The organism is Streptomyces sp. NPDC088707 (assembly GCF_044752725.1).
In the GTDB taxonomy this organism is placed as follows: Bacteria; Actinomycetota; Actinomycetes; order Streptomycetales; family Streptomycetaceae; genus Streptomyces.
Genome location: NZ_JBIVLV010000011.1, coordinates 173,178 through 200,024, shown reverse-complemented (window position 1 = coordinate 200,024; position 26,847 = coordinate 173,178). Strand labels below are relative to the sequence as shown.

The following is a 26,847-nucleotide window of genomic DNA, read 5'->3' as shown; positions in this document are numbered from 1 at the left end:
TCCCTGAAGCGGCGCGGAGAAGGCCTCGAACGCGCCGCGACAGGGAAGGTACCCTGCCCTGCCCGCGCGCCCTTCAGGAGGGTGGCCTCTCACCGGTCTCGGCCCGCCGAATCCTTTCCTACGAGGTCAGGACGCCGTTCAGGAAGGGGCCGACCGCCTCGCGCCAGGCGTCCGGGTGCTCGTAGTGGAGGAGGTGCCCGGCGTCGGGGATCTCCGCGTACGCGCCGTGCGGCAGTACGCGGACCATCTCCTGGGCCTCCGCCCTGCCCAGCTCGCCGTCCAGGCCGCGGACGACCAGCGTGGGGCAGCGGACCTGGGCGAGGGACTCCCAGTGGGCGTCGTGCACCCAGGTCTCCCGGGAGGTCAGCATCTGCTCCGGGTCGAAGACCGGACGCCAGCCGTCCGGGTGCTCGGCCATCACCTCGGCGAAGAAGGCGCCCCGGGCGGGATGGGGGCGCTCGACCCACGGGTCCTCCTCGCCGAACCAGCGGCGGGCGGCTTCGAGCGAGGGGAACGGGGCCGGCCAGCGGCGGAACCAGTCCCGCCACTCACGCTGCGAGGCCGCGCCGAGTGCCGAGGCGCGCATGTCGCAGATGACGAGGGCGTGGACGAGGTCGGGGCGCTCGGCGGCCAGCTGCCAGGCGGTGAGGGCGCCCATGGAGTGGCCGATGAGGGTGACCGGGCCCAGGCCGAGCTGCTCGACGGCGGCGGCCGCGTCCGCCACGTACGCCTCGCGGGTGAAGGAGGCGGTGGGGGGCTTGTCGCTGTGCCCGTGGCCGCGCTGGTCGAGGGCGACGGTGCGGGGACGGTGGTGGGGGGCCGCGTCGGGGTGGACCGCCGCCTCCGCGAGGCGGCTGATCGCCGGGGACCAGTGGGCCGCGTGGCCCATCAGGCCGTGGAGGAGTAAGACGCCGGGGCCCGCCTGCGGGACGGTCCCGGGCGTGAAGTCCCAGGCCGCCAGCCGTACGCCGTCGGCCCCGGTGACGTCGAGTCGTCGCGCCATCCCTGGCACCCCCTCTTCTTGCCGTCGAACCACGCCAGACTATCGAACTCGCATTCGAAAATGCGCTCCTGCCGCGCAACACCCCTCGTTCGAGTGACAGGCCTCAAGGATTGACGGCCGCTGCCGAGGGGAGATCTTGAACGGGAGGCGGACCGCTCGGGGAAAACGGTCCGAGGGGATTGACCTTGAGAGCTCGGGGCTCCAGGTCAGCTCAGGGGAGGACAGGCCCCGGCGCCGCGAGGCGCCGGGGCCCTCTGCCGTCCGGACCGGGCAGGAGCCCGCCGCCGTGCGCTGCGGGCGTGAACCCGCCGCCGTGCGCGGCACACGCGAACCCGTCGCCGTCAGGGGCTCGCGGGCAGCCCGGGCGGGCGGCGTCCGACGCACGGCTTCCGCTTGCTGCACCGCCCCCACCCCTCCCCGGTCTCGCACCGCTCCGCCCCTCGTATCGCACCACGTCGCCCCAGCGTGGCACGAGGACGGCGCGGGCGTAGCCATTCCGGCGTAAACCGGGGCGCACAAGGGCCGTTGACCCGGAAGCGACACTCGAACGTGTCCTATTCCGTCGCGACCGGTCGCCGGTTCCCGGACCGGGACGCCGAAGGGTGTCCCACCGGGCGTCGCGTACGACGACCGGTGGGACACCCTTCCCGCGAGACGCGGTGTCGGCCGGGGTGCGGCGTCAGCGCGTCAGCGCTTCGCCACGAACACGTGGGCCGCGACGTCCGCGTCCAGTTCGGCCGCCTCGCCGCTGCTGCCGACAAGGATGCCGCCCGCGGACTCCGTCACCGACACCACGGAGCCGGGCTGCACGCCCGCACGCCGCAGCGTGTACATCAGCTGGGCGTCCGTCTGGATCGGCTCGCCGATCCGGCGGACGACCACCGTCTTGCCCTCGCTCGCGTCCAGCTCGGCGAGCGACACCATCGAGTCGTCGAGGAAGGCCTCGGCCTCCGCCTTCTCGCCGAGCTCCTCAAGACCGGGGATCGGGTTCCCGTACGGCGACTCCGTCGGGTGCCGCAGCAGCTCCAGGACGCGCCGCTCCACGGCCTCGCTCATCACGTGCTCCCAGCGGCAGGCCTCGGCGTGCACCTGCTCCCACTCCAGGCCGATGACGTCGACGAGCAGGCACTCCGCGAGGCGGTGCTTGCGCATGACGCGGGTGGCGAGGCGGCGCCCCTCGTCGGTCAGCTCCAGGTGCCGGTCGCTGGCGACGGCCACCAGTCCGTCGCGCTCCATCCGGGCCACCGTCTGGCTCACCGTTGGGCCGCTCTGGTCGAGCCGCTCGGCGATCCGGGCACGCATGGGGACCACACCTTCCTCCTCAAGCTCGAGGATGGTGCGGAGATACATCTCCGTTGTGTCGATCAGTCCGGACATACGTGCCCCTCGATGAGTCGTGCGCTGGCCCTGCACCAATTCTGACGCATCGCGCCGACAACCGGGCCTCACCGGCCCAAGGCGGTATTGACAGAGCAATGGTCCAGACCGCACCGTGATCGGCGACCGGGGCAGGACCAGGGCACGACCACGACATGACGCGACGACGCGACGGCGACGAGAAGGAGCTTCTGGAATGGGCGACAGCGCGGGCGAGAGCAAGCTGGCCGGACAGTTCTTCGACGCCGCGATCGGCCTGCTCCAGCAGGTGCGCGACGGCGACTCGGCCGAGATCGCCGCGGCCGGCGCCGCGATCGCCGAGGCCGTCGCCAACGGCAACCGGCTCTTCGCCTTCGGCGCGGGCCACTCCTCGCTCGCCGCCCAGGACGTCGTCTACCGGGCCGGCGGACTCGCCCTGATGAACCTGCTCGTCGTCCCCGGCGTCGTCGGCGTCGACGTCATGCCGGCCACGCTCGGCTCCGCCCTGGAACGCGTCGACGGCCTCGCCGGGGCGGTCCTGGACTCCTCCCCCGCCACCGCGGGGGACGTCCTGATCATCATCTCCCTCTCCGGGCGCAACGCGCTGCCCGTCGAGATGGCCATGAACGCCCGCGCGCTCGGCCTCACCGTCATCGGCGTGACCTCGGTGGCGTACGCGACGGAGACCAGGTCCCGGCACGTCTCGGGGACGTACCTCAAGGACCACTGCGACATCGTTCTCGACTCCCGGATCGCCGTCGGCGACGCCGAGCTCACCCACGAGGGCATCGAGGCCCCGTTCGCGCCCGCCTCCACCGTCGTCACCAGCGCCCTCATGCAGGCCACGCTCGCCGCCGCCGCCGAGGACCTCGTCCGCCGCGGCATCGAGCCGCCGCTGCTGCGCTCCGGGAACGTCGACGGCGGCCACGAGTGGAACGGCCGCGTGATGACGGAGTACGGCGACCGGATCTTCTACCGGCACTAGACCCTGTCGGGCGCGGCCGGGAGCAAGGCGTCGAGGGCGGCGCAGCCGGGGCCGCCCTTGGACCGCGGAGCCGGAACGGGCGCGCGCCTGGACCGCGGAGCCGGAACGGCGGCGCCCCTGGACCGGATCCGCTAGACCGAATCCGCCCGCTCCCCCAGGTCCAGCGCCGCCGCCACCCTCGACGCCACCGCCTCCGCGAAGACCACGTCCTCCCGCTCGAACGGCTGCCGGCACGCGGCCCGCAGGAACGTCACCACGCCCAGCGTCCGGCCCCGGGAGCGCAGCGTCACACAGACCGCGTGGGCCGCGTCGGCGGGCCACTGGTGGGCCTCCGCCCACACCTCCGCCGTGCGGCCCGCGCTCGCGCGGACCGTGCCCACCCGGTCCCAGGCCTGCAGCGCCGGGTGCCTCGGGCCGTACCGCAGCGGGATGCCGCCGCCCACCACCGGCGACGCCGGGCCGGGCGCGCCCGCCGGGGTCACCAGGGCCCGGGTCAGCCGCCGCTCGCCCGCGACCCGGTCGACCAGGCCGTGGTCCGCGAACCCGGCGAGCGCGAAGTCGAGCAGCACCGCCGCCGCCTCCGCCGGGTCCTCGCACTCCGCCGCCGCCGCGCCCGCCCGGTGCAGCTGGCTCCACCGGAACCGCAGCCGGTCCGCCTCGCGCGCCGCGAGCCGCTCCTCCGTCACGTCCTGGAACAGCCAGGCCACACCCAGCGGCACCGGCTCCTCCGCCATCGGGGAGGACAGCAGCAGGAAGCCGCTGCGCCAGCACCGGCGCCGCTCTCCGGCGGAGGTCCGCAGCGTCACCCACACCTCGGCGGGCGCCGGCGGCGTGCCCTCCGCCAGGACGTGCTGGAGGGCGGCCTCCAGCTCCTCCGCGCCGTGCACGACGACATCGCCCAGCGGGCGTCCGAGCAGGGCCGTACGCCCGGTTCCGAAGGCCCGGGCGGCGTGGCCGTTGACCATGGCGGGGCGCAGGTCGGCGTCGACGAGGACGACGCCCCAGGACGCGTCCTCGAACAGCGCCTCGCTGAGCGCCACCGACCGCTCCAGGTCCAGCTGGACGTGGACCTCGCTGAACGCGCAGTACACCCCCGCCGGGCTGCCGTCCGCCCCGCGTACGCCGGCGGCCTGGCTCCGTACGAGCACCCGGCCGCCGTCCTTGCGGAGCAGCGCCAGCTCGTGGACCTGCCGGCCGGGGCCCTTCATGGCCCCCATCAGCCGCTGCAGGGTCTCCTCTGCGTCGGCGCTGCGCGCCGCCCAGCCCTCGAACCCGCGCCGTCCGACCGCCTCGGCGGCGGACCAGCCGAGGATCCGCTCGGCCTCGCGGTTCCAGTGCGTGACCGTCCCGTCGGCGTCGAACGCGCAGAGCGCCGCGTCCATCCCGTCGAGCAGTGCGGCCAGCAGATCGGCCCCCGCCCCGGGAACGGAAGCGGTCGCGCTCGCGGACCCCGTGAAAGCACTCATCCCGGCACCCCCCATACTGCCGCCATTCAACTGGAACGTGACGCAGAGCACATCACCTTCAGGGAAATCGTTGCACCGCGGAAACGCATTCCGGCACGGGGGCGCGAGCGGCCGCGTGAGCGGGTACGCCAGCGGCATGTGCGCCGGTCAGGGCGCCAGGCGCTCCACCCGCCAGGTCTCGCCCGCCGTACCGCCCGCGCCGTCCCCGCGGACGTACCGCAGCCGGTCGTGGAGCCGGTTCTCGTGCCCCTGCCAGAACTCGACCGCGTCCGGCACGACGCGGATGCCGCCCCACTCCGGCGGGACGGGCACCTGGGTGTCGCCGGGGTAGCGGGCGGCGAGCTCCCCGTACCGGGCGAGGAGTTCCGCGCGGGAGGCGATCACCGAGGACTGCCGGCTCGCCCAGGCTCCCAGCTGGGAGCCGTGCGGGCGGGTGCGGAAGTAGGCGACCGTCTCGTCACGGCCGATGCGCTCGGCGCGGCCCGTGATGATGACCTGGCGGGCCAGCGGGTGCCAGGGGAAGAGCAGCGAGACGTACGGGTTGGCCGCCAGCTCCGCGCCCTTGCGGGAGTCGTAGTTGGTGAAGAAGACGAAGCCGGCCTGGTCGTAGTGCTTCAGGAGCACCGTGCGCGAGGACGGACGGCCGTCGGGGGTGGCCGTGGAGACGATCATCGCGTTCGGCTCGTGGATCGCCGGATTCTCGGCGGTCTCCTTGAACCAGCGGGTGAACTGCGCGATCGGTTCGGGCGCGAGGTCGGCGGCCGACAGCTCTGTGGTGCGGTACTGCTCGCGCATGTCCGCGGGATCCAGGGCGTCGTTCACAGGATCGGTCACGGGCCCATCCTGCCGCAGCGCCTCAGTTTGCCCGGCACCGCGTGCCGCCAATCCTTACTCGCCGGATCGGCGGAGTGTGCCGGATGTCACGCTTCCCCGCATCATCGGAACCGTACAGACTCTTGGGCTGGACGACTGTTGAATCCCCACCATCGACCACCACTCGGTTGATCGATCATCGATAGAGGAGCCGCCTGATGTCCGACTTCGTACCCGGGCTCGAGGGAGTCGTCGCGTTCGAGACGGAGATCGCCGAACCCGACAAGGAAGGCGGCGCCCTCCGGTACCGCGGCGTCGACATCGAGGACCTGGTCGGCCACGTCTCGTTCGGCAACGTCTGGGGTCTCCTCGTCGACGGCGCCTTCAACCCCGGCCTGCCGGCCGCCGAGCCCTTCCCCATCCCCGTGCACTCCGGCGACATCCGTGTCGACGTGCAGTCCGCCCTCGCGATGCTCGCGCCCGTGTGGGGCCTCAAACCGCTCCTCGACATCTCCGCCGAGCAGGCCCGCGACGACCTCGCCCGCGCCGCCGTCATGGCGCTGTCGTACGTCGCGCAGTCCGCCCGCGGCCAGGGGCTCCCCATGGTCCCGCAGAGCGAGATCGACAAGGCCGAGTCCGTCGTCGAGCGCTTCATGATCCGCTGGCGCGGCGAGCCCGACCCGAAGCACGTCAAGGCCGTCGACGCCTACTGGACCTCCGCCGCCGAGCACGGCATGAACGCCTCCACGTTCACCGCGCGCGTCATCGCCTCCACCGGCGCCGACGTGGCCGCCTCGCTCTCCGGCGCCGTCGGCGCCATGTCCGGCCCGCTGCACGGCGGCGCGCCCTCCCGCGTCCTCGGCATGATCGAGGAGATCGAGCGGACCGGCGACGCCACCGCGTACGTGAAGCAGGCCCTCGACAAGGGCGAGCGCCTCATGGGCTTCGGCCACCGCGTCTACCGCGCCGAGGACCCCCGCGCGCGTGTGCTGCGCCGGACGGCCAAGGAGCTGGACGCCCCGCGCTACGAGGTGGCCGCCGCGCTGGAGAAGGCCGCCCTGGACGAGCTGCACAACCGCCGTCCCGACCGCGTCCTGGCGACGAACGTCGAGTTCTGGGCGGCCATCGTCCTGGACTTCGCCGAGGTCCCGGCGCACATGTTCACGTCGATGTTCACCTGCGCGCGTACGGCCGGCTGGTCGGCGCACATCCTGGAGCAGAAGCGGACGGGCCGGCTCGTCCGCCCGTCGGCCCGCTACACGGGGCCGGGGCAGCGGAACCCGCGCGACATCGAGGGATACGCGGACATCGCGGGCTGAGTCCCCGAGTCCCGTCCGTACGGCGACGGCCCGACCCGCACAGTCAGGGCCGTCGCAGGAGACGTCGCAGGAGACGTGGCATGAGGCACCGCATGAGACGTCGCCGGGTACGACAGGACGGCGTACCCGGCGGGGCGACAGGGCCGGCTAGGACGACAGGGCCGGCTGCGCCTCCGGGTGCAGCAGCAGGTCCGCGTGGTGGCGGGCCGTCGTCAGCGGGTGGGCCCGCAGCTTGCCCTTGAGCTCGTTGCGCCCGTACTCGGCGAACAGCGGGTTCGCCGGATCGGCCGTGACGCCGGGCGCGGTCTCGGCGTACGGGAAGGTCAGCGGGTTGATCCGGGCGTCGAGCCGCGGGTTGTAGAAGAACGGCACCGAGTAGCGCTCCGTCGCCCCGGGCGGCGAGACGACCCGGTGGTTGGTGGCGATCAGGTAGCCGTTGGTGGCCACTTCGAGGAGCTCGCCGAGGTTCACGACGAACGCGCCCGGCAGCGGCGGCACGTCGTGGAAGTTCCCGTCCTCCCGCTGGACTTGGAGCCCGCCCACGTGGTCCTGGAGGAGCAGGGTGAGGAAGCCGTAGTCCTTGTGCGCGCCGACGCCCTGGTCGTCGCCCTCGCCGCTGCTGCCCGGGTAGCGCACCAGCTTGAGGTGCGGGTGGGCACGCGGCCCGAAGATGTCGTCGTAGAAGTCCTCGGACGCGCCGATCGAGGCGAGCAGCTCGTGCAGCAGCCGCTCGGCGACCCCGCTGAGCCGCTCGATCCAGTGCAGGGCGGCGGTCCGCAGCTCGGGGAGGGCCTCGGGCCACTGGTTGGGGCCTTCGAGCCACCAGTACGGGGCTTCCCAGGGCGCGGGGGTCCGCGCGGGGCGCTCGGCGCCGATGTCGAGCTGGTCGCGCCAGTCGCGCGCGCCCGCCGTGCGCTCGTCGCCGATGCGGGTGTAGCCGCGGAAGTGCGGCGAGTTGATGTTGTCGAGGGCCAGCCGGTCGGCCTCGGGCAGGGCGAAGAAGGCGTGCATCGCGGAGGTCAGGGCCCGCGTCTCGGCCTCGGTCACCCCGTGCCCGATCAGCTGGAAGAACCCGACGTCGTGCGCGGCCGAGTGGAGCTGGGCGTGCAGCAGGCGCCGGGCCTGGGGGTCACGGTCTGCGGCGGAGAGGTCGACGATGGGGAGCTGCGAGGAGTACGAGCTGCGAGTCATGGGTGCGTCCGCGGGGTCTACGGGTGCCCGGGGCGGCCGCCGAGGGTGGGGCGGGGGCCACGGGTGCCGGTCGGCTTGGGCTCTGAACGAGGGACCCGGTGGGGGCGCTGGTGGTGCCCCTTGGGGTCAGGCGGAGCGGCGACAGCTCATGGACGTGACGCGGAGGAAGTCCACGTGGCGACGGCGTACGAGCGTAGGCATGCGACCAGAGTACTGCGGTGGGGATGGTTGGACTGTGGCGCGGGTCACGTCGCACGGGAGGACTTGCGGCCATGACGGGCTTCGGGAGGACGATTCCCAGGTGGGGACCTCGGGTGGGCCCGAATCTTTACGCCGGTGTTTCGGGCGGGCCCGAATCCCGCCTACGCGAGCGCCTCGTCGAGCAGCAGGGCCCACTGGGCGACGACGCGTTCGCGGCGGGCGCGGTCGTCCGTGAGGAGGGTCGCGAGGCCGAGGCCGCGGGCCATGTCCAGGAGGCCCTGGACGGTCTCGCGGACACCGGGGCGGGACTCGTCGGCGCCGAGGACCTCGACGGCGATGCGGTGGGACTCGCGTCCGACGCGGGCCTCCAGCTCGGTCACGCGCGCGCGGAGCTGGTCCTCGCCGGAAGCGGCGACCCACAGGTGGAGGGCGGCCCGGAAGAGGGGCCCGGTGAAGAGGTCGACGAGCGCGGCGACGGCCTCGTGACGGTCGCGGGACGGCAGGGTCCGCAGCGCCTGGGAGCGTTCCTCGGCGACGTACTCGACGGCGGCCGTGAACAGGTCCTCGCGGGTCGGGAAGTGGTGCTGGGCGGCGCCCCGGGACACGCCGGCCCGTTCCGCGACGACGGCGACCGTGGAGCCCGCCCAGCCGTGTTCGGCCAGGCAGGACACGGCCGCCTCCAGGAGCCGCTGCCGGGTGGCGCGGCTCCTGTCCTGCTTGGGTGCGGTCACAGCCGCCATGCGGGGTCCCGTCGTTCGAGGAAGGCCGTCATCCCCTCGCGCGCCTCGGCGGAGGCGAAGAGCGTGGCCGACCTCTGCACCAGGTCCTCCGCGTCACGTTCGAAGGTCTCCAGGACTCTAGCGGTGACCAGCCGCTTCGCCTCGCGCAGGCCCTGCGGGGAGGCGGCGCGGAGGGAGTCGAGGACGCCGGGCAGGGCGTCCTCCCGGTCCGTCACGAGCCCCATGGCGATCGCCTCCTGCACCCCGAACCGCTCGCCCGTCAGGTAGTGGCGGGCCGCCGCGCGGGGTTCGAGCCTCGGAAGCAGGGTGAGGGAGATGACGGCCGGGGCGACCCCGATCCGTACCTCCGTGAGCGCGAAGTCGGCCCCCTCCCCCGCGAGGACGATGTCGGCGGCTCCGAGCAGGCCGAGGCCGCCGGCCCGGGTGCGGCTGCCCGCGGTGACGTGGGCGACGACCGGTTTCGGCAGTTCGACGATCTGCCGGAGCAGGTCCACGAAGGCGTACGGGCTCGGCGGCGCCTTGAGGTCGGCGCCCGCGCTGAACGTGCTGCCGCTGTGGGTGAGCACCACCGCCCGGACCGCGGGGTCCTTGCCGCAGACGGTGAGCGCGTCGGCGAGCTCGGTGACGAGCGCCGCGGAGAGCGCGTTGCGGGTGGCCGGGGAGTCGAGGGCGAGGGTGGTGATCCCCCGCTCCTCGGTGACGACGACCAGGGTCATGTACGGTCCCTCGACTCTCGGTCTCGGAGTTCTCGGCGGAGGATCTTCCCGGACGCTGCCCGGGGCACCGCCTCGATGAACTCGACGTCGCGGACCATCTTGTACGGGGAGACCCGGGCGGCGACGTGCGCCATGACGTCCTCGGCGGTGAGACCGGACGCGGCCGCCTGGCGTACGACGTAGGCCTTGGGGATCTCGGTGCCGTCCGCGTCCGTGACGCCGATGACGGCGGCGTCGGCGACGCCCTCGTGGGTGAGGAGCAGCGCCTCGAGTTCGGCGGGGGCGACCTGGAAGCCCTTGTACTTGATGAGTTCCTTGACGCGGTCGACGACGTACAGCCAGCCGTCGTCGTCGACCCGGCCGATGTCGCCGGTGTGCACCCAGCCGTCGGCGTCGATCATGGCGGCGGTGGCGTCGGGCCGGCCGAGGTAGCCCTTCATGACCTGCGGTCCCCGGATGGCGACCTCGCCCTCCTCGCCGGGCGCCGCGTCCTTCGAGGGGTCGTCGAGGGAGAGGATCCGCATCTCGGTGGAGGGCAGCAGCTTGCCCACGGTGCCGGGCGGAGGGTCCTGGGCGGTGAGCGGGACGACGTGGGTGCCCGGGGACAGCTCGGTCATGCCGTACGCCTGGAGGACCGGCGGCAGCCCGAGCCGCGCCGAACAGGCCTGGGCGAGGGCCGCGTCGAGCGGGGCGGCGGCGCTGACGATGTACTCCAGGGAGGACAGGTCGTAGTCGGCGACGGCCGGGTGCTTGGCGAGGGCGAGCACGATCGGCGGGGCGACGTACAGGCCGTTGATGCGGTGCTTCTGGATGGCGCCGAGGAAGGTGTCGAGCTCGAAGCGGGGCAGCACGACGACGGTGGCGCCCTGGCGGAGGGGCGCGTTCATGAGGGCGGTGAGCCCGTAGATGTGGAAGAACGGGAGGATCGCCAGGATCCGGTCGCCGGGCCCCATCGGGATGACCGGCTCCAGCTGGGCGAGGTTCGTCGCGATCGAGGCGTGGGTGAGCATCACGCCCTTGGGGACGCCGGTGGTGCCAGAGGAGTACGGGAGCGCGGCGATGTCCTCGTCGGGGTCGATGGCGGGCTCGGGCACGGGGCCGGTCGAGCCGAGGAAGGCCTGCAGCGAGCGGACGCCCTCGCCCTCGGGCGCCGTGTCGCAGACGAAGATCTCCTCGACGCCGCCCGCGAGTTCGGCGGCGGCACGGGCCGCCGGCAGGAGCGGCGAGACGGTGACGATCCAGCGGGCCGAGGAGTCGCGGAGCTGCTTGGCGAACTCCTCGGGGGTGGCCAGCGGATGCACGGTGGTGACGGAGGCACCCGCGCGCGTGGCAGCGTAGAAGGCGACGGGGAAGAGCACGGTGTTGGGGCTGTGCAGCGCGAGCACGTCCCCCTTCCGCACGCCGGCCTCGGCGAGTCCGGCGGCGACCCGCCGGTGGAAGGCGTCGACCTGTCCGTACGTGAGGGTGAACTCCCCTGCGCCGTCGATCAGCGCGGGGGTGTCGCCCCGCTCGGCCGCGCGCCCGAGCACCGCGTCGTGGATCGGCACGGAGACGGCGGCAACGGCCTCGTACTCGCTGTGGAACACCATGCAAGCCCCCTGGAGAGGTGGGAGTGGTGGAAGGTGGTCGCCAGGATCGCGTGTGGGGGTACGACTTGGGGAGACCTTGTCAGCACTCCGGGGAAACAATCAAGCATGCATGCATGATTCTTGGGAGCGGCGACGGCCCGCCCCCGAGCGCGGCGACGGGCCGTCGACCGCGTGCGGGTACGGGCCGCCGCGCGTCGCGTGCGGACACGGGCCGTTCGGCGGCCGTCCGGGGTCAGCCCTCGCAGGCCACCCCGTCGCCGTCGCGGTCGAGGTGGCGGCCGTAGCCCGGCTCGCCCGCGTGGATGGGGGCGGCGCCGGCGGCGCGGACGGCCGTGCAGTTGCGGTAGGAGACGCTGCCGCGCCGCCGCCGGAGGACGAGTCGTCACCGGCGTCCTCGGTGGGCGTCGCCTCCTGCGTGGGCACGGGCTCCGGGGTGCGCGTCGGCTTCGGGGTGGTCGGCTCGGGCTTGGGCGTCGGGGTGGGCTTGTGGAGCACCTCGTCGGGCGACTTCGGGCACGGAACGCCCGGTGCCGTCAGGTACACCACCGGCACCGCCGACGGCTCGCGCCGCACCGGACGGGGCCCTCCCGGAGCCCCAACTTCCGCTCCCTCCACGGTCATCAGCCGGTTAACCTGCGCGTATGGTCTTCAAGCGTCTTCTGGGCATGGGCGGCATACCGCTCGAGATCGACACCGTCGTGCAGTCCGAGCCGGCACTGCCGGGCGGCATCCTGAGCGGCGAACTGATCCTTCGCGCACCCGACCGCCGCATCGAGGTGAAGTCGATCTGGCTGAGGCTGGTGACCGACGCGCCGGTGGCCCACAAGGGCGACGGCGACGGATCCAGCGGCGACACCTTCGACTACCCCACGGCGAGCGGCCACTTCACCCTGGAGAAGGGCGAGGAGAAGCGGCTCCCCATCCGCCACCGGCTCAAGTGGGAGACCCCGCTGACCGAGGTGAAGGGGCAGAAGCTCGGGGTCCACCTGGGCATCCACACCGAGGTCGAGGCCGAGGGCGTCAAGGCCCAGACGGACGACGACCCCGTGTACATCGGCGCGCTGCCGCTGCACGAGGCCGTTCTCGACGCCTTCGCCGCCGAGGGGTACGCCCTCCGGACCTCGCGCATCCACAGCGGGAACATCCCCCGCACCGAGTACCACGTCTACCGGGCGCAGGGGTTCCTGCTCGTCGACGAGCAGCCCGGGCAGAACCGCCCGGAGAAGCTCGAACTCCACTTCCACACCAACGCGGTCGGCTGCGAGATCTTCCTCCGCGAGGCGAAGCTCGACGAGCGCTACTGGAAGAACAAGCCGCCGGCCCGGCGCTTCGTCGCCGCCCACCACGAGGTCGGCCGGGTGGACTTCGCCGAGGCGGTCCGCCGCTGGATCGACGAGGTCGGCCTCACGGACGGCAGCCACCCGACCAGCGACCACGAGGACTGAGCCGACCGCGGACGGGCGCCCGCACCGTGCGGTCGTCAGCGGCGGGCGCCCGCACCGTACGGTCGTCAGCGGCGGGCGCCCGCACCGATGCCCCGGCCGGTGCGGGCCGGGTGCGAAGGCCCGCCCGTACGGCAGCCGGCCCGTACCCGCGTCACTCCGTACGCGCGGGCCGCGAAAGGTTGTACGCGGAAGATCTTCCTTTCCGATTTCCGCGGACTTTACGATCCGGAGGCCTTCGGGCCCCGTTTCCACCACCCGTCCCGGGAGGGACTTTGCTCCACACGCACCATGGGCGTCGCATCCGTCGGCTCGCGGCCTGCACGGCTGTCGCGCTCGGTCTGGGCCTGCTGTCCGTCGGCCTCACCTCGCAGACGGCGGACGCGGCCCCCGCCGCGACCCCCGCGAAGCCCCGCTTCGACCGGGACGGCGACGGCCGGAGCGACCGGCTCTACCGGTCCGCCGCGACGGGCGAGCTGCGGATATCCCTGTCGAAGACCGGCGCCAGCGCGCCGTTCGCGATCGGCGCTCCCAGCGTGGAGATCCTGCCGGCCGACGACCTCACCGGAACCGCGACCCCGGAACTGCTGACGCTCCATGCCGACGGCGCCCTCCGGCTGCACCGCGGCGACAGCCCCACCTCCGCCACCACGGCCGACTGGGCCGGATACGGCTGGCAGATCTACAACAAGGTCCTCGCCCCCGGCGACCTGACCAAGGACGGGCACCAGGACCTGCTGGCCCGTACCCCGGACGGCACGCTCTACCTGTACGCGGGGAAGGGCACGGTCGACAACGGCGGCCCGTTCAGGACCCGCGCCGAGGTCGGTGCCGGCTGGCAGGTCTACGACCAGCTGGTCGGCACCAACGACCTCGACGGCGACGCGATCGCCGACCTGGTCGCCAGGACGACCGGCGGCGACCTCTACTTCTACAAGGGCACCGGCTCGGCCACCGCCCCCTTCAAGGCCCGCGTCCTGATCGGCGGCGGCTGGTACGCGTACAACCAGATCATCGGCGCCGACGACCTCGACGGCGACGGCAGGGCCGACCTGCTGGCCCGCTCGTACAGCGGCGCCTTCTACCGGTACCTCTCCGTCGGCGGCGGGAAGTTCGGGGCGCCCACGGCCTTCGGTGGCGGCGGCCAGAGCCTCTCGTACTACCTCGGCCAGGGCGGCGTCCCCGCGTACGGGAAGCACAACCTGTTCACCGTGAACGCCGCGGGCACCGCCTTCACCCACGGGACGCTCGCGGACGGCAAGCTCACCGCGCCCCGGCAGTACGCGGGGGCCGGAGACTTCGCCTACCACTGGCCCACCGTCAACGGATACGCCCTGGACGGGGTCGACCGGGCCAACCTGCTGACCGCCGACAACCGCGGCCTCATGATGTGGCGCGAGGAGGGCGGCACCCCGATCGGCAACCAGGTCGGCAGCGGCACCGCCTATCAGAACTACCAGTTCAAGGTCTCGCCCGGCGATGTCAACGGCGACGGCGAGGCCGACTTCGTCGGCATGGACCACCAGGGCGACGTCTTCCTCCACCTGGGCCTGAAGAGTCACTCGCCCGCGTACCTCGGCCCGGCCGTGCGGATCGGCTCGATCGGCACGAGCGACATGCTGATCGGCCCCGGGGACGTCACGGGCGACGGCCGCCCCGACCTGGTCTCCCGGGACGGCTGGTCCCTGTACGTGCACGCGGGCACCGGGTCCGCCACCGCTCCGTTCGCTCCGCGCGACTACGTCGGCCATGGCTGGTACGCGTACGAGCACCTGGCCTCGCCCGGCGACATGGACGGCGACGGCCGGGCCGACCTGGTCGCCGTCACCCCGACCGGTGACGTGTACCGCTACTCGGCCCGCGGCCTGCGCGGCCAGTACACCTTCAAGGCCCGCGTCAAGATCGCCTCGGGCTGGAAGTACGACCACGTCAGCTGACGTGGCCCGGGGGGCCGCCCGGGTCAGTACGACGGGGGCAGCCCCAGCGCGTCTGGCGGGCCGCCCCGGTCAGTACGACCTGGGCAGCCCCCACGCCTGGTGGGCCGCCCCGGTCAGTACGACTTGGGCAGCCCCAGCGTCTGGTGTGACACGTAGTTGAGGATCATCTCCCGGCTGACCGGGGCGATCCGGGCCACCCGCGCGGCCGTCACCAGCCGGGCCAGGCCGAACTCCTTGGTCAGGCCGTTCCCGCCGAGCGTGTGGACGGCCTGGTCGACGGCCTTCACACAGGCCTCCGCCGCCGCGTACTTCGCCATGTTGGCGGCCTCGCCCGCCCCCATGTCGTCACCCGCGTCGTAGAGGTGCGCGGCCTTCGCCATCATCAGCCGGGCCAGTTCCAGCTCGATGTGCGCCTGGGCGAGCGGGTGCGCGATCGCCTGGTGGGCGCCGATCGGGGCCTTCCAGACCTGGCGCTCCTTCGCGTACTTCACGGCCTGCGCGAGCGCGAACCGGCCCATGCCGATCGCGAACGCGGCCGTCATGATCCGCTCCGGGTTCAGGCCCGCGAAGAGCTGGAGCAGACCCGCGTCCTCGTCGCCGACGAGCGCCTCGGCCGGCAGGTGCACCTCGTCGAGCGTCAGCTCGAACTGCTTCTCGTGCGCGTCGAGTTCCATCTCGATGTGTCGCCGCTGGAAGCCGGGGGCGTCGCGCGGGACGATGAAGAGACAGGGCTTGAGGCTGCCCGTGCGGGCGTCCGACGTGCGGCCCACGATCAGCGTCGCGTCGGCGATGTCGACCCCCGACACGAACACCTTCCGCCCGTTGAGGACCCAGCCCTCCTCCGTACGGGTCGCGGTCGTCGTGATCCGGTGCGAGTTCGAGCCCGCGTCCGGCTCCGTGATGCCGAACGCCATCGTCCGCGAGCCGTCCGCGAGCCCCGGCAGCCAGGCCCTCTTCTGCTCCTCCGTGCCGAAGCGGGCGATGACCGTGCCGCAGATCGCGGGCGAGACCACCATCATCAGGAGCGGCGCACCGGCCGCGCCGGCCTCCTCGAGGACGACGGACAGCTCGGCCATTCCGCCGCCCCCGCCGCCGTACTCCTCGGGCAGGTTGACCCCCAGATAGCCGAGCTTGCCGGCCTCCGCCCACAGGGTGGCCCGGTCGAAGCCGGGGCCGTGCCGGTGGCCGAGCGCGGAGACGGCGGCGCGGAGCGCGGTGAGCTCTTCGCTTTCGATCATGGTGCTCATACGGTCTGGTCCTCCTGTGCTGCTTCGGTCGTGGCGTCGTCCGAGACGACGGCGAGCAGGGCGCCTACCTCGACCTGGCGGCCGGGGGCGGCGTGGAGCGCGGTGAGCGTGCCGGAGGCGGGGGCGATGACGCGGTGCTCCATCTTCATGGCCTCCAGCCAGAGGAGCGGCTGCCCGGCGGTGACGCGGTCGCCGACGGCGAGGCCGTCCGCGACCCGGACGACGGTGCCGGGCATGGGGGCGAGCAGAGAGCCGGGGGCGGTCTGCTCACGCGGGTCGGCGAAACGGGGGCGGACGGTGAGCCGGTGGTGTCCGGCGTGCACGATCCCGTCTCCGTACGCGGCGACGTCGACGTCCCGTACGACACCGGCGACTTCGAGGCGCACCCGGCCGGGTTCCGCCGAGACCGCCCGTACGCCCTCGGGAGCCGTGATCTCGAAACCGCCGTCCCGCGTCGGCCGGTAGCGGACCTCGTGAGCGCCGTACGTCCGCGTCTCGTCCTGGGACCGCAGGTTGCGCCAACCGCCGCCGAAGCGACCCCTGTTGGCGGTGGCCTCGGCGAGGGCCGCGGCGACGGCCGCGTACTCCCCACCGGGCCGGGGCTCCGTCAGCGCGTCGAGGTTCCGGTCGTAGAAGCCGGTGTCGAGGAGTCCGGGGTCCTGGAACTCGGGGTGCCGGAGCGAGGCGACCAGCAGGTCCCGGTTGGTGACCGGGCCATGGAGCCGCGCCCGCTCCAGGGCACGGGCCAGCTTGCGGATCGCCTCCGTCCGGGTGGGGGCGTGGACGGTCACCTTGGCGAGCATCGGGTCGTAGTGGACCCCGATCGCGTCCCCGGAGGCGTACCCGGTGTCGAGGCGCGTCCGGCCCTCCCCGGGCAGCTCGAAGAGGTGCAGGACGCCGGTCTGCGGGGCCCACGCGCGCGCCGGGTCCTCCGCGTACAGGCGGGCCTCGATCGCGTGGCCGCGCGGGGCGGGGGGCTCCGGCGGCAGGGCGCGGCCCTCGGCGACGGCGAGCTGGAGGGCGACGAGGTCGACGCCGAACACCTCCTCCGTCACCGGGTGTTCGACTTGGAGGCGGGTGTTCATCTCCAGGAAGTGCGCCCGGCCCTCCGCCACCAGGAACTCGACCGTGCCCGCGCCGACGTAGCCGACGGCCTTCGCCGCCCGGACGGCCGTGTCCAGGAGGGACGCTTCGAGCGCGGCGGGCAGACCGGGCGCCGGCGCCTCCTCGACGACCTTCTGGTGACGCCGCTGGAGGGAGCAGTCGCGGGTGCCGAGCGCCCAGGCGGTGCCGTGGGTGTCGCAGAGGAGCTGGACCTCGACGTGCCGCCCGTTCTCGACGTAGGGCTCGACGAACACCTCGCCGTCGCCGAAGGCGCCGAGCGCCTCGGCGGAGGCGGCGGCCAACTCCTCTTCGAGCCGGTCGAGTTCCCGTACGATCCGCATCCCGCGGCCGCCGCCGCCCGCCGCCGCCTTCACCAGGACGGGCAGGTCGGCCTCGGTCACGTCCGTCAGGGGCGCGATGCCGAGAAGTTCCTTGGCGCGGGTCTTGGACGCCATCGCCTCGATCGCCTCCGGCGGCGGGCCGATCCACACCAGTCCGGCGTCGGCCACCTGCCGGGCGAAGTCGGCGTTCTCGGAGAGGAAGCCGTAGCCGGGGTGGACGGCGTCCGCGCCCGCGGCGAGCGCCGCCTTCACCACCAGGTCGCCGCGGAGATACGTCTCCGAGGGCGCCGCCCCCGGCAGCCGTACCGCCGTGTCCGCCTCCCGTACGTGCAGGGCGTCGGCGTCCGCGTCCGAGTACACGGCGACGGTGGAGATACCCAGCTCACGGCAGGTGCGGAAGACCCGGCAGGCGATCTCGCCGCGGTTCGCGACGAGGACGGAGGTGATCGTCGAGGGCTCGATCATGTGGAGGGGCCTCACATTCGGAAGACGCCGAAGCCGCCGCGCGCGCCCTCGACCGGTGCCGTGTGGATCGCGGAGAGGCACAGCCCGAGGACCGTGCGGGTGTCGCGGGGGTCGATGACCCCGTCGTCGTAGAGCCGGCCGGAGAGGAACATCGGCAGGGACTCGGACTCGATCTGCGCCTCGACGAGCGCCCGGAGACCGGCGTCGGCCTCCTCGTCGTACGGCTGCCCCTTCGCGACGGCGCTCGCCCGCGCCACGATGGACAGGACACCGGCGAGCTGCTGCGGGCCCATGACGGCGGACTTGGCGCTCGGCCAGGCGAAGAGGAAGCGCGGGTCGTACGCCCGGCCGCACATGCCGTAGTGCCCGGCGCCGTAGCTCGCCCCCATGAGGACGGACAGGTGGGGGACCCGGGAGTTCGACACGGCGTTGATCATCATCGCGCCGTGCTTGATGATGCCGCCCTGCTCGTACTCCCTGCCGACCATGTAGCCGGTGGTGTTGTGGAGGAAGACGAGCGGGATGTCGCGCTGGTTGGCGAGCTGGATGAACTGCGCCGCCTTCTGCGACTCCGGGCCGAACAGGACGCCCTGCGCGTTGGCGAGGACGCCGACCGGGTAGCCGTGCAGCCTCGCCCAGCCGGTGACCAGGCTCGGCCCGTACAGCGGCTTGAACTCGTCGAAGTCCGAGCCGTCGACGATCCGGGCGATCACCTCGCGCGGATCGAAGGGGGTCTTGAGGTCCCCGGGCACGATCCCGAGCAGCTCGTCCTCGTCGTACTTCGGGGGTTCCGCGAGGCCGGGGTCGGGCTGGGCCTTGCGGTGGTTCAGCCGGGCCACGATGCGGCGGGCCTGGCGGAGCGCGTCGGCCTCGTCGACGGCGTAGTGGTCGGCGAGCCCGGACGTCCGCGCGTGCATCTCGGCGCCGCCGAGGGACTCGTCGTCGCTCTCCTCCCCCGTCGCCATCTTCACCAGCGGCGGACCGCCGAGGAACACCTTCGACCGCTCCTTGATCATCACGGCGTGGTCGGACATGCCGGGGACGTACGCCCCACCGGCCGTCGAGTTGCCGAAGACGACCGCGACCGTGGGGATGCCGGCGGCGGAGAGCCGGGTGAGGTCGCGGAAGAGCGCCCCGCCGGGGATGAAGATCTCCTTCTGGGAGGGGAGATCGGCGCCGCCGGACTCGACGAGCGAGATCACGGGCAGCCGGTTGGCGAACGCGATCTCGTTGGCCCGGAGGGCCTTCTTCAGCGTCCACGGGTTGGAGGCGCCGCCCCGCACGGTCGGGTCGTTGGCGGTGATCAGGCACTCGACGCCCTCGACGACCCCGATGCCGGTGATCAGGGAGGCGCCGACCGCGTAGTCACTGCCCCAGGCCGCGAGCGGCGACAGCTCCAGGAAGGGGGTGTCCGGGTCGACGAGCAGCTCGATCCGCTCACGGGCGAGCATCTTGCCGCGCTCGCGGTGCCGCGCGACGTACTTCTCGCCGCCGCCCGCCAGCGCCTTGGCGTGCTCGGCCTCCAGCGCGGTGAGCTTGTCGAGCATGGCCGCGCGGTGGGCCCGGTAGTCGGAGCCGCCGGTGTCGAGGGCGGAGGCGAGGACGGTCACAGGAGTCCCTCCGGGATGTCGGTTGCGCGGGAGCGGAGCCACTCGCCGAGGGCCTTGGCCTGGGGGTCGAAACGGGCCTGGGAGGCGACGCCCTCGCCGAGGATCCCGGCGAAGGTGAAGTTGAGCGCGCGCAGCCGCGGAAGAACGTGCGGGTGATGTCCAGGTCGGCGGTCTCCGGAAGGAGTTCACGCACCCGCTCGACCGTGAGGGCGTGCGCGAGCCACCGCCACTCCTCCTCGGTGCGCACCCAGACGCCGACGTTCGCGTCGCCGCCCTTGTCGCCGCTGCGGGCGCCTGCGATCCGGCCGAGGGGCACCCGCCGGGTGGGCCCCGGCGGGAGCGGCTCGGGAAGGTCCGGCTCGGGGACCGGCTCCAGCTCCCGCGTCCCCCGTGGTACGGGGACGGGGACGCGGGTCCCGTCCGGCAGCACGGCCGTGTGGGGGACGTCGGCGGCCGGTACGTAGACGCTCTCGAAGACCCCGTAGGGGGCGCCCTTCCCGGGCGGCGCGGTGACATGGAAGCCGGGGTAGCTGGCGAGGGCGAGTTCGACGGCGGCGCCGGTGAGGGCGCGGCCGACGGCCTCGGGCGCGGGATCGCGGACGACGAGCCGCAGGAGGGCGCTGGCGGTCTCCTCGGTGCCGGCGTCGGGCCGGTCGGTACGGACGAGCTCCCAACGGACCTCGCGGGGGCGGCTTTCGGCGAGGGCGTCCTCGATCTGCCCCCGCACCAGCGCGGCCTTCTCCTCGATGTCGAGGCCGGTCAGGACGAACACGACCTCGTTGCGGAAGCCGCCCAGCCGGCTGAGCCCGACCTTGAGCGTCGGGGGCGGCGCCTCGCCCCGTACCCCGTCGATCCGGACCCGGTCGGGCCCCTCCTGGGTGAGCCGGACACTGTCGAGACGGGCGGTGACGTCGGGCCCGGCGTAGCGGGCGCCGGCCGTCTCGTACAGGAGCTGGGCCGTGACCGTACCGACGTCGACGAGGCCACCGGTGCCGGGGTGCTTGGTGATGACGGCGCTGCCGTCCTCGTGGAGTTCGGCGAGCGGGAAGCCGGGGCGGCGGAGGAGAGCCGGGTCGTGCTCGCGGAAGAAGGCGTAGTTGCCGCCGGTGGCCTGGGTGCCGCATTCGAGGACGTGCCCGGCGACGACCGCGCCCGCGAGCCTGTCGTACTCCTCGGGCCCCCAGCCGAAGTGCCACTGCGCGGGCCCGGTGACGAGGGCGGCGTCGGTGACCCGGCCGGTGACGACGACGTCGGCGCCGGCGGCGAGGCAGGCGGCGATCCCGGCGCCGCCGAGATAGGCGTTGGCGGCCAGCGCGCCGTCGACGGCAGGCAGCCGGTCGCCCTCCACGTGCGCGACCCGCGTGGGCAGCCCGAGCTTGGCGGCGAGGACGCGCAGGGCGTCGGCGAGACCGGCGGGGTTGAGCCCCCCGGCGTTGGCGACGATCCGGATCCCGCGGTCGTGGGCGAGGCCCAGACCCTCCTCCATCTGCCGCAGGAAGGTCTTGGCGTACCCGGAGGCCGGGTCCTTGAGCTGGTCGCGGCCGAGGATGAGCATGGTCAGCTCGGCGAGGTAGTCACCGGTGAGGACGTCGATCGCGCCCTCGGGCCCGCCGCCGGTGAGCATCTCGCGGACGGCGTCGAACCGGTCGCCGTAGAACCCGGAGGCGTTGCCGATACGGAGCACCATCACCGGGCCCCTTCGGCAGTCCGGCCCGGACCCGCCGGTCCGGCGAAGGCCTGGGCGATGGTGAGCCACCGCGCGGCGTCCGGGCCGACGGCGACCAGCGAGGTGTCGTCCCGGTGGACGCGCTGGGTGGCGAGCAGACAGAACTCCAGCGCCGACCCGGTCACCGTCTGAGCGGCGTCCTCGGGCCCGTAGACCCACGACTCCCCGCCGGGCGATACGAGTTCCACCCGGACGGGCTCGGCGGGAACGGGCAGGCCGCGCACCAGAAAGGCGTAGTCCCGGGCCCGGTGACCGATCCAGGCGACGTGCCGGAGGCGGTCGGTCGGCGTACGGACGACCCCGAGGGCGTCGGCGACGTCCTGCCCGTGCGCCCAGGTCTCCATGAGCCGGGCGGTGGCCATGGCGGGGGCGCTCATGGGCGGCCCGTACCAGGGGAACCGCACACCGGCCGGGACCCCCCGAAGGACCTCCTGGAGCAGCTCGCGCCCCTCGCGCCAGTGGGCGAGCAACTCGCCGGGCGGGAGCTTCGCCCCCTCCTCGGCACCCTCGTCGACGAATCGCTCGGGGGCGGCGAGCGCCTTGGCGGCCTCGGCGGCGAAGCCGTCGGCGTCGGTGACGGCGAGGAGCGCGGCCCGGTCGGTCCAGGCGAGGTGCGCGACCTGATGGGCGACGGTCCAGCCGGCGGCGGGGGTGGGCGCGGCCCACCGCTCCTCGCTCAACTCGCCGACAAGGACGTCGAGTGCTTCGCTCTCCTCGCGCAGATCATCGAGGACGACGGCGGGGTCGGACACGGTGCGCTCCCCTCGGGACACGGCGGCGTGCCCCGGAGCATGACAGCGAACCAGAAAACAATCAAGCATGCTTGCTTTGATTGGTGCAGATGCGCGGGCGCGGGGGTGGGCACGGGGCCAGGGCGCGGGTCGGCAGGCACCTGCCACCCCGCCGGCGCGGCTACCCGGCCACCCCGCCGGCGCCGCTACCCGGCCACGCGCCGAGGCCGCGCCACAAGCTCGCCCCCGCAGTTGGGGCAGACGTCACCCATCACGTCGGCGCACGCCACACAGAAGCTGCACTCGTGCGAACAGATCCGCGCGGGGCCGTCCGCCACCAGCACCGCCGTCTCGCACCGCTCGCACCGCTCACGCATCTCCAGGGCCATGACGCCCTCCCCTCTTCACACCTCGGACAACAGCTCCATCGTCCGAGGCGCCCCGGCACCCCGGAAACAGCGGGAAGGCCAAAGATCAACGGAATCGGGTCAGAGGAGGTGGTCAGAGGTCAGTGCCTGACCAGGCAGAACGGGTGCCCGGCGAGGTCGGCGTACACCCGCCAGCTCCTCTTGCCCTCGCCGCCGTCGAGAAGCCGGGCGCCGAGTGCCACGACCCGGTCGTGCGCCGCGTCGAGGTCGGCGACACCGAAGTCGAGGTGGAACTGCTGGGGACGCTCGGGGTCCGGCCAGGTCGGCGGGCGGTGGTCGGTGACGCCCTGGAAGCAGAGGACGAGGCCGCCGGGGGTGTGCAGCGTGGACCAGGCATCGCCGAGGGACCAGCGGCGGTCCGGGCGGTCGACCTCGCCGCCGAGCACCGAGCGGTAGAACTCGGCGAGTTCGGCGGGGGCCGGGCAGTCGATGACGAGGCACTGCAGTTCAGCGATCATGCGCGGATCCTAGGGCCCGAGCAGATCGAGAAAGCTCGCGGCATCGGCCGGTGAGAGGTGACGCATCGACGGTGAGGGATGACGCATCGACCGGTGAGGGCGAGACACCCCACCCACGAGGGGCGAGCCACCCCACCCACGACGGGCGAGACACCGCCCCGCGAGGGCGACCGGCTCTAGCCCGCGACCCTCCCCCGCTCCCGCGCGGCCGCCCGTACCTGCGTCCGTACCGCTCCCATGCTCGCCGCGATCACCAGGGCGATCGCGAGCGCGTCGGTCAGGGACAGGGCCTGGCTGAGGATGAGGAAGCCGGCCGTCGCCGCGATGGCCGGTTCCAGGCTCATCAGGATCGCGAAGGTGGGGGCGGGCAGGCGGCGCAGGGCGAGGAGTTCGAGGGTGTACGGCAGCACCGACGACATCAGCGCGACCGCGAGGCCGAGACCGATCGTCGAGGGTACGAGCAGCTTGTCGCCCGCCTCCGCGATGCCCAGCGGCAGGCTGAGGACGGCGCCGAAGGCCATCGCGAGCGCGAGCCCGTCCGCCTGCGGGAAGCGCCGGCCGGTGCGCGCGCTGAACACGATGTACGTGGCCCACATCGCGCCCGCCGCGAGCGCGAAGGCCGCACCCAGCGGGTCGAGCCGGTCGAAGCCGCCGCCGCTGAGCAGGACGACGCCGCCGAGGGCGAGCCCCGCCCAGAGCAGGTTCATCAGCCGGCGGGAGGCGACCACCGAGAGGATCAGCGGGCCGAGGACCTCCAGGGTCACCGCGGCGCCCAGCGGGATCCGGTCGGCCGCCTGGTAGAAGAGGATGTTCATGCCCGCCATCGCCGCGCCGAAGGCGACGATCGTGCCCCAGTCCGCCCGGCCGTAGCCGCGGACCTTCGGACGGCAGACGATCAGCAGGACGGCGGCGGCGAGCACGAGCCTCAGGGTGACGACGCCGAGGGCGCCGGCCCGGGGCATGAGGAGGACGGCGAGAGCCGAGCCGAACTGCACGGAGAGCCCGCCCGTGACGACGAGCGCGACGGGCCCGAAGCGGTGGCCCGCGAGCCCCTTGGGCCCGCCGCCGCCCTGGGCGCCGCCGACGGGGGCAGCCGGCGACTCGGGGCCGACCGCGGTCCCCACCGGGCCCGCCTCCTTGACCGGACTGATGTCCACCGACACTCCTCAGCTGTTCATTGCATTGAACTTCCAGTCCAGAATAATGCACCAGCGGTCGACTGTCACCGGAGTTCCCCTCTCACGCTACGAGCCCCCGCGCGGCACCGGAAATGCCGATTGCGCTGCGGTTATGCTCCGGACGCATGAGCATCGAGCTACGCCACCTCCGCTGCTTCCTCGCCATCGCCGAGGAATCCAGCCTCACCAGGGCGGCAGCCCGGCTCCACCTCACCCAGCCCGCCGTCTCCCGCACGCTCGCCGCCCTGGAACAGCACCTCGGGGCCCGGCTCGTGGACCGCTCCACCCACCACCTCGCCCTCACGGCCGAAGGCCGCGCCTTCCAGGACCGGGCCGCGGCGGCCCTCGCCGCCTCCGAGGCGGCAGTCGACCCGGCCAGGCTGCGCCACCGGCCGCTGCGCCTCGGACACGCGTGGTCGGCCTTCGGCCCGTACACCACGCCCCTGCTGCGGCGCTGGCAGCGCGAACACCCCGAGACCCCGCTCGAACTCCTCCGCATCGATGACCGCACAGCCGGCCTGACCCGAGGAGAGGTGGACGCGGCACTGCTGCGCGGCCCGGTCGACGCGCCGGGCCTGGTCACGGAGGAACTCACGACGGAGGAACGCGTCGCGGCCGTACCGGCCGACAGCCCGCTCGCGGAACGACCGCGACTCACCCTGGACGACCTGGCCGGCGGAACCGTCGTCCTGAACACGGTGTCGGGCACGACGACCCTCACCCTCTGGCCGGCGACGGCGCGCCCGGCGGCGACGGTCACGGTGGCGAACACCGACGACTGGCTGACGGCGATCGCGGCGGGCAGGGGCGTCGGCGTCTCGTCCGCATCGACGGCGTCACTGCACCCGCACCCGGGCGTCACGTACCGCCCGCTGCCGGACGCCCCACCGCTCCCGGTGGTACTGGCCTGGCGGGACGCGTTCCCGCACCCGGCGACGGGGGCGCTGGTGGCGATGGCGCGGGAGGTCGTCAGCGGGGAGTGACGTCCCCGGTTCGGGACGAGGTTAGAACCGGCCCTGTGCGGCGGCGGCCACGAAGACCGCGAAGGCGGAGGGGGTGGCGCGGAAGTGGGGGCCGTCGGGGTTCTTGGAGTCGCGGACGGCGATGTGGGGGGCGAGGGGGGCTACTTCGACGCAGTCGCCGCCGGTGTTGCCGCTGTGGGAGGACTTGAGCCAGGTGGTGGGGCCTAGGGGGGCGCATTCGATGCACTCGCCGCCGTCAGAACCGCTGTATGACGACTTACGCCACTGCACCGTGTCCATACCGCTCCTCCATGACGCGAGAGATCAGCTCGGCCGACTCCTCCACGGAGAGGGCTGTGGCCTGGAGGCGAGAGTAACCGACAGAACGTTCCCTGATCACTTGCGGATTGGCCGTCATGTGCCCATGCCCATAGCTGGGCGTGTAGAGGATGTCAGGGTTGTCGTCGAAGCGCAGGACGGTGAAGGACCCCATCCCCCCTGCGTGTTCCCCGGCCTCGAACGGCAACACCTGGACTTGCACCCAGGGCGCGCAGGCAAAGCTCAGCAGATGCGCCAACTGCGCCTGCATGACCACGCGTCCGCCGACTTCTCGGTGAAGGACGGCCTCGTCCAGCACCACCCACAGCACGGGCGGGCGGTCGCGCTCCAGGATTCGCTGTCGTTCGATCCGAGCGGCGACCATCTCGTCCAGCAGGTCGGAGTGCTCGACGCTCAGCACCGCACGGGCGTACGCCGGGGTCTGGAGGAGTCCGTAGACGAGCTGACTCTGGTACGTCGAGATGTACGCCGCCTTCGCCTCCATCTCGGCATACGGCTGGAACCAGGTCGGCAGTTGGCTCCGCAGTACCAGCCCTACCAGGCGCGTGAAGAACCCGCCCGTCATCAGTGCCGCATCGATCCGTTCCGAGAAGTCCCGTGTAGGGACCTTCTTCGCCGTCTCGATCTGGCCGATCAGGGACCCCGTGCAGAAGACGATGCCGCCGAGCTGGCTCTGCCCGAGCCCGGCGGCCTCCCGAAGGCGGCGGAGTTCGGATCCGTAGTAGTCCAGCGGTGAGGCGGACGGGTCAAGGCTGCGGATGTTGACCACGAGGAGGTCACCCCCAATGTCGGCTCTCGCCGACAGTAACGGGGCACCTCGTGCGCGAGGTCCGAATCAGGCAACCGGCCCTCTTTCGAAGGAACTTGGATCTGCGGGCGCATGAACGCAAGCCGGGCGGCAACGACGCGGCCGACAAGTGCGCTTCTGGTGGGACCGCCCTCTTTCCGAGAGTCGCTCCTTCCGGTGGTGCGTCAAGGGCGCTCCTTCGTCGCGTCGGCTTCGCCGATTCCGCTGCGCTCCACCCTTGACCCACCACCTCCAGGAGCGAAAACACTCTCGGAGGGCGGTCCAGGGGGAGGGGTCCACGCCGGGCTTCGGGCAGTAGTCGGCGTCGGCTTGCGTGTGCCGGCCGGTGGGTGGGGGCTTGGTTTGCGGCCGGGGTGGGTGGGCTTCTGTCGGTGGGTTCGGGGTGCGCGGTTGTTGAATGGGGCGGTCGGACTCCGGCTCAGCGGCGGACGGTGGTCCGTGGTGGGGCTTCAGGCCCCGCTGGTCACTGCCGGTGGGTGGGGTTGGGTCAGGCGTGGACAACTGCGCACTACTCCGAGTAACACCCCCCGGATTAAGCCCGATAAGGGGCGAATCACCCTTATCGGGCGGTGAAAGTGCAAGAAACTCACGCCGACAGCCCCCAACCACCCACCGGGAGTGACCAGCGGGGCCTGAGTCCCAGCCCGAGGACGGCGGTCGGCCGCCAAGCCGAGCCGGGCCGCCCCATTCAA

Annotated in this window: 23 protein-coding genes and 1 pseudogene; 5 read left to right on the top strand and 19 right to left on the bottom strand. The window is 72.9% G+C overall.

The features are described from left to right. Positions 1-118 precede the first annotated feature (118 nt). Together ACIP84_RS30025 and ACIP84_RS30020 are read right to left on the bottom strand one after the other, a co-directional pair. Positions 119-1,003: an alpha/beta fold hydrolase gene (locus ACIP84_RS30025; RefSeq protein WP_401801998.1), complete on the bottom strand. Its 885-nt coding sequence runs from the start codon at positions 1,001-1,003 to the stop codon at positions 119-121. Positions 1,004-1,690: 687 nt separating this feature from the next. Further along, positions 1,691-2,380, bottom strand: a complete 690-nt coding sequence (locus tag ACIP84_RS30020) for a metal-dependent transcriptional regulator (protein ID WP_030322213.1) — start codon at positions 2,378-2,380, stop codon at positions 1,691-1,693. 196 nt (positions 2,381-2,576) lie between these two features. Between ACIP84_RS30020 and ACIP84_RS30015 the strand changes: the two genes are divergently transcribed. Beyond that, positions 2,577-3,344: an SIS domain-containing protein gene (locus ACIP84_RS30015; protein WP_055602727.1), complete on the top strand. Its 768-nt coding sequence runs from the start codon at positions 2,577-2,579 to the stop codon at positions 3,342-3,344. Between the two features lie 131 nt (positions 3,345-3,475). Here ACIP84_RS30015 and ACIP84_RS30010 read toward each other — a convergent pair whose 3' ends face one another. Continuing rightward, a complete protein-coding gene (locus ACIP84_RS30010; RefSeq protein WP_401801994.1) occupies positions 3,476-4,810 on the bottom strand; it encodes a PAS domain-containing protein in 1,335 nt (444 codons plus the stop codon). A 147-nt stretch (positions 4,811-4,957) separates the two neighbouring features. After that, complete coding sequence (pdxH, locus tag ACIP84_RS30005; protein ID WP_401802249.1) at positions 4,958-5,605, bottom strand: pyridoxamine 5'-phosphate oxidase; 648 nt, start codon at positions 5,603-5,605, stop codon at positions 4,958-4,960. A 236-nt stretch (positions 5,606-5,841) separates the two neighbouring features. On the opposite strand from pdxH, the gene ACIP84_RS30000 reads away from it, so the two are divergent. Beyond that, the gene (locus ACIP84_RS30000; RefSeq protein WP_355965839.1) at positions 5,842-6,942 is read left to right on the top strand and encodes a citrate synthase 2; all 1,101 of its coding nucleotides are present in this window, start codon (positions 5,842-5,844) and stop codon (positions 6,940-6,942) included. Between the two features lie 147 nt (positions 6,943-7,089). On the opposite strand, the gene ACIP84_RS29995 is transcribed toward ACIP84_RS30000, so the two are convergent. From ACIP84_RS29995 to ACIP84_RS29975, 5 genes are all read right to left on the bottom strand, one after another. Beyond that, the gene (locus ACIP84_RS29995) at positions 7,090-8,133 is read right to left on the bottom strand and encodes a 2-oxoglutarate and iron-dependent oxygenase domain-containing protein (protein WP_355965836.1); all 1,044 of its coding nucleotides are present in this window, start codon (positions 8,131-8,133) and stop codon (positions 7,090-7,092) included. A gap of 362 nt (positions 8,134-8,495) precedes the next feature. Next, positions 8,496-9,074, bottom strand: a complete 579-nt coding sequence (locus tag ACIP84_RS29990) for a TetR/AcrR family transcriptional regulator (protein WP_055602732.1) — start codon at positions 9,072-9,074, stop codon at positions 8,496-8,498. Beyond that, positions 9,062-9,790 carry an enoyl-CoA hydratase family protein gene (locus tag ACIP84_RS29985; protein ID WP_401801990.1) on the bottom strand — a complete coding sequence of 243 codons (729 nt, stop codon included), beginning with the start codon at positions 9,788-9,790 and terminating at the stop codon, positions 9,062-9,064. Before ACIP84_RS29985 ends, ACIP84_RS29990 begins: the two co-directional genes overlap by 13 nt. Beyond that, positions 9,787-11,379, bottom strand: coding sequence for an AMP-binding protein (locus tag ACIP84_RS29980; RefSeq protein ID WP_401801988.1), 1,593 nt, complete (start codon positions 11,377-11,379; stop codon positions 9,787-9,789). The genes ACIP84_RS29985 and ACIP84_RS29980 overlap by 4 nt, the downstream gene beginning before the upstream one ends. Positions 11,380-11,611: 232 nt before the next feature. Continuing rightward, entirely contained in the window at positions 11,612-11,683 is a 72-nt protein-coding gene (locus tag ACIP84_RS29975) for an excalibur calcium-binding domain-containing protein (protein ID WP_401802246.1), read from the bottom strand. A gap of 337 nt (positions 11,684-12,020) precedes the next feature. On the opposite strand from ACIP84_RS29975, the gene ACIP84_RS29970 reads away from it, so the two are divergent. Further along, positions 12,021-12,824 (top strand): sporulation protein, encoded by an 804-nt coding sequence (locus ACIP84_RS29970; RefSeq protein WP_355965827.1) that lies wholly within the window; start codon positions 12,021-12,023, stop codon positions 12,822-12,824. Positions 12,825-13,096: 272 nt separating this feature from the next. Further along, positions 13,097-14,758, top strand: coding sequence for an FG-GAP repeat domain-containing protein (locus ACIP84_RS29965; protein WP_401801985.1), 1,662 nt, complete (start codon positions 13,097-13,099; stop codon positions 14,756-14,758). Between the two features lie 113 nt (positions 14,759-14,871). Here ACIP84_RS29965 and ACIP84_RS29960 read toward each other — a convergent pair whose 3' ends face one another. The 8 genes and pseudogenes from ACIP84_RS29960 to ACIP84_RS29925 form a co-directional block, all read right to left on the bottom strand. Beyond that, positions 14,872-16,005: an acyl-CoA dehydrogenase gene (locus tag ACIP84_RS29960; protein ID WP_355965822.1), complete on the bottom strand. Its 1,134-nt coding sequence runs from the start codon at positions 16,003-16,005 to the stop codon at positions 14,872-14,874. Further along, on the bottom strand, positions 16,002-17,915 hold the full coding sequence (locus ACIP84_RS29955) for an acetyl/propionyl/methylcrotonyl-CoA carboxylase subunit alpha (RefSeq protein WP_401801982.1): 1,914 nt from the start codon (positions 17,913-17,915) through the stop codon (positions 16,002-16,004). Before ACIP84_RS29955 ends, ACIP84_RS29960 begins: the two co-directional genes overlap by 4 nt. 11 nt (positions 17,916-17,926) lie before the next feature. Next, on the bottom strand, positions 17,927-19,525 hold the full coding sequence (locus tag ACIP84_RS29950) for an acyl-CoA carboxylase subunit beta (RefSeq protein ID WP_401801980.1): 1,599 nt from the start codon (positions 19,523-19,525) through the stop codon (positions 17,927-17,929). After that, positions 19,522-21,212: pseudogene (locus tag ACIP84_RS29945) on the bottom strand (acyclic terpene utilization AtuA family protein). The gene ACIP84_RS29950 and the pseudogene ACIP84_RS29945 overlap by 4 nt, the downstream one beginning before the upstream one ends. Then, a complete protein-coding gene (locus tag ACIP84_RS29940; protein ID WP_401801978.1) occupies positions 21,212-22,003 on the bottom strand; it encodes a TIGR03084 family metal-binding protein in 792 nt (263 codons plus the stop codon). Before ACIP84_RS29940 ends, ACIP84_RS29945 begins: the two are co-directional and overlap by 1 nt. Before the next feature lie 185 nt (positions 22,004-22,188). Beyond that, on the bottom strand, positions 22,189-22,371 hold the full coding sequence (locus ACIP84_RS29935; RefSeq protein ID WP_355965811.1) for a DUF1272 domain-containing protein: 183 nt from the start codon (positions 22,369-22,371) through the stop codon (positions 22,189-22,191). A 119-nt stretch (positions 22,372-22,490) separates the two neighbouring features. Further along, a complete protein-coding gene (locus ACIP84_RS29930) occupies positions 22,491-22,868 on the bottom strand; it encodes a VOC family protein (RefSeq protein ID WP_401801976.1) in 378 nt (125 codons plus the stop codon). 176 nt (positions 22,869-23,044) lie between these two features. Further along, positions 23,045-24,019: an EamA family transporter gene (locus ACIP84_RS29925; protein WP_401802243.1), complete on the bottom strand. Its 975-nt coding sequence runs from the start codon at positions 24,017-24,019 to the stop codon at positions 23,045-23,047. Positions 24,020-24,171: 152 nt separating this feature from the next. Here ACIP84_RS29925 and ACIP84_RS29920 point away from each other — a divergent pair, with 152 nt between their 5' ends. Beyond that, complete coding sequence (locus ACIP84_RS29920; protein ID WP_401801973.1) at positions 24,172-25,029, top strand: LysR family transcriptional regulator; 858 nt, start codon at positions 24,172-24,174, stop codon at positions 25,027-25,029. Between the two features lie 21 nt (positions 25,030-25,050). Here ACIP84_RS29920 and ACIP84_RS29915 read toward each other — a convergent pair whose 3' ends face one another. Further along, positions 25,051-25,308 (bottom strand): DUF397 domain-containing protein, encoded by a 258-nt coding sequence (locus ACIP84_RS29915; RefSeq protein WP_401801971.1) that lies wholly within the window; start codon positions 25,306-25,308, stop codon positions 25,051-25,053. Beyond that, on the bottom strand, positions 25,286-26,116 hold the full coding sequence (locus ACIP84_RS29910; protein ID WP_401801968.1) for a Scr1 family TA system antitoxin-like transcriptional regulator: 831 nt from the start codon (positions 26,114-26,116) through the stop codon (positions 25,286-25,288). Before ACIP84_RS29910 ends, ACIP84_RS29915 begins: the two co-directional genes overlap by 23 nt. Between the last annotated feature and the right edge of the window lie 731 nt (positions 26,117-26,847).